General features: G+C 67.3%; 3 protein-coding genes. All 3 read left to right on the top strand.

Features of this window, described 5'->3' with window-relative positions; all coding sequences use genetic code 11:
• Window positions 1-587 precede the first annotated feature (587 nt).
• Complete coding sequence (locus tag U9980_RS27420; RefSeq protein WP_322770576.1) at window positions 588-1250, top strand: hypothetical protein; 663 nt, start codon at window positions 588-590, stop codon at window positions 1248-1250.
• 24 nt (window positions 1251-1274) lie between these two features.
• Window positions 1275-2303, top strand: coding sequence for a hypothetical protein (locus U9980_RS27415; RefSeq protein WP_322770575.1), 1029 nt, complete (start codon window positions 1275-1277; stop codon window positions 2301-2303).
• A partial coding sequence (locus U9980_RS27410) for an SAM-dependent methyltransferase (RefSeq protein ID WP_322770574.1) occupies window positions 2213-2760 on the top strand: 548 nt, incomplete at its 3' end. The genes U9980_RS27415 and U9980_RS27410, both read left to right, overlap by 91 nt.

The raw sequence follows: 2760 nt of genomic DNA, 5'->3' as shown, positions 1-2760 counted from the left end.
GTCCGGAAAGATCCTCCGCCGGACCATGCGCGAGATCGCCGACGGTCGGGCGCCCGGCGTGCCGTCCACCATCGAGGATGCCGCCGTGCTGGACGCCCTGCGTCCCGTCCTGCGGGCGCGGGATGGCGGTTGACCATTCGTCCCGATCGCGGCGTGGGCCACCCGACAGTCGGCTCCCTTGGTGAGGCAGCACATCTTGCGATCTTGATTGATCTTGGAGGTGTCGCGCATGGTCTTGTTACACAATGGGCAGGTCATCCGGGATACTTATGTGGTCGATCGGCTGTTGGGTAGGGGCGCGTTCGCTGAGCTCTACCGGGCCGAGTATCGTTTTCTCGGCCGGCAGGCGATGAAGGTTTTCCGCAACATCAGGATGTCCGCCCCGGAGATCAAGGCGACCCTCGGCGGAACGCAAAAAGCATCGCGAAACGGCCGACGACGCCCCGGCGCGCCATATGGCCACCATATGGCCAGTCAGACGGTGACGTCAGCTGGCGGGGCCGGCTCGGCGAAGCTGCGGATCTCATGGAGGAGGCCGTCAACAAATGACCCGGGCTCCGCGCCGGGTTCGAGCCGCGGATCCGACTGTGGCGCAAAGGGGTGATGATGTGATGGCCCGTGATGCCGCACCGGACCGCGGAACCGACCGTAACATATTGTCGGACGTCGCGTCGCCGCGGCTGTACCAGCGCAATGCGTTCCGGTTGACCGGCCTGGCGATCGGGTCCAGCGGCCGGGATATCCGCCGGATGGCCGATCAGTTGGCGATCATCGAGAGGATCGGCGGAGCCGCCCTGACGCCCCCCGCGCTGGCGGTGCGGCCCGCTCCGACGACGGCCGACCTGTACACCGCCCTCGACCGCCTCCGCGATTCTCGAGAGCGGCTGGTCGACGAGTTCTTCTGGTTCTGGCCTGCCCAGCTCGGCGCCACGGACGACGAGGCGCTCGTCGCCCTGGCCGCGGGCGATCCGGACTCCGCAGCCACGCACTGGTCCGTGTCCACCGGCAGCACCGACGACAGCGGCAGCACCGACGACAGCGGGACCGGCGCACACAACTTGGCGGTGTTGGAACACCTGCGGGCGCTCGACACCGAGCTTGCGCCCGGCAGTGCGCTGGCGCGCGGCGATGCTCAGGCTGTCGGCCAGCCTGACTGGGCGCAGGTGTATCGCCGCTGGACGGACGTCCTGCGGGACGGGCGGATCTGGGACCGTCTCGCCGCGCAGATCAGGCGCACCGCGGACGCTTGACTGGACGAGAGCCTGGCCGCCGACATGCGCTCGGCGCTCCCGGGCGTCATCCTGTCGATCGGTGCGGAGCTGGCGGCCACGGCCATCCGCGGCGGCGACCGCGAGCGCGCCCGGATGCAGCTCGCGGCGCTGCGACAATCAAGGCTGGGAAACGTCGAGGCTGCGCTGCGGAGCGCCAGCCAGCCGATGACGACCAGGATCAGCACGCTGTGCACCGCCACGATTCAGGCCGTCGTCGGTACGCCATCGGATGGCATCGACCATGCTGAACGCCTCCTCGCGGACAGCGAAGGCATTCTTGGGGAACTCGACTTCCTGCTGCCCGACGACGAACCGGTCCGGGTCCATGCGCACGACGAAGTCGCTCTTGTCGCCTTACGGTGCGTGCTGGTGTTCGACCAGAGGCGAGAGGGGGCCGCCCTCGACGTGGGTGATATGAAGGCATACCTGCGGATGGCGGCGGTGGTGGAGCAGGCCAGGAGAATCGCGGTGTCGGCATCGGCCCAGGACCGACTGGCCGAGAACAGCAGGATTCTCGTGACCGTCACCACCTATCTCGCCGACAAGATGTACGCGACCATCGCCACCACCGATTTCGGTAGAAAGATTCGCGCGACCGCCGCCACCATCTACCGCATCTGCTGGACCTGCAAGAAAGAGCGGGCGGATTCCGGGGCACCTCGCAAGGTAGGGCTGCACAAGGACGTGACGCGGGTGCGCTACGGCAGCGGAACCACCGTGCGATGGCGGACACAGATGGTCAATGTCCCGTGCTGTGCGATCTGCGTGCGCCGGGATAGCCGAACAGGACGGTACCGTTTCCTGCGCCGCTTGCTGTACTTCGTAATCGCGTCTGTCGTCATCCGGCTGACGGGTGGAACGGTGGCAGGTATGCTTTTTCTTGGCGTAGTTCTCGGCCTGGTCGCGATCGGCGCCGACGTCGGTGTGGTCAACCAACGAGAATGGACGCGGGTCAGGACCTTCCCGCCGCTGGCGGACCTCGTCAAACTCGGTTGGCGTCGCGGCGAGCGTCCGCGGGGCATCAGAGGCTGACGGCCGGCGCACGCTCGATATCGGGGTGGCTCTGCGCCAGTGGCGATATCCCCGGGAGTTTCGCATCGCACGGTCGAGCTGGCCTGAAGAGTAGGTTGCGGCGGTATCGCGGGCGGCGGACGAGGTCGTGCGCGCTGGTCCGGAACATCCAGAGGTGGCCGCGGAGCAGGCGCCGAACCCGGCGACGTTCGCCCAGCTCGCGACCGGTCTCTGGCGGTTACGACGGACCAGTTGGGGATGATGTAGGGCGTTTCTTCGACGGGATGGAGTTGCTCGATCCCGGGATGACGTTTGTCAACCACTGGCATCCCGACGAGCTGGCGGCCGCGGTGGACGATGCCCACGTGCACATGTGTGGCGGAATCGCCCGGAAACCGTGGTGCGCCGGGGACGGTGGCGGTCTCCTTGCGGATGACGTACGTGCCCCAGCTCCGCTCCTTGATCCACACCCCTGGTG

The organism is Protofrankia sp. Cr1 (assembly GCF_963555865.1).
Classification (GTDB): domain Bacteria; phylum Actinomycetota; class Actinomycetes; order Frankiales; family Frankiaceae; genus Protofrankia.
This window is presented reverse-complemented; position numbering and strand designations above follow the sequence as displayed.

What these genes read in the sequence shown, in the direction of transcription:
- U9980_RS27415 (WP_322770575.1), top strand. Translation starts at nt 1,275, where the DNA reads ATGCGCTCGGCGCTCCCGGGCGTCATCCTGTCGATCGGTGCGGAGCTG.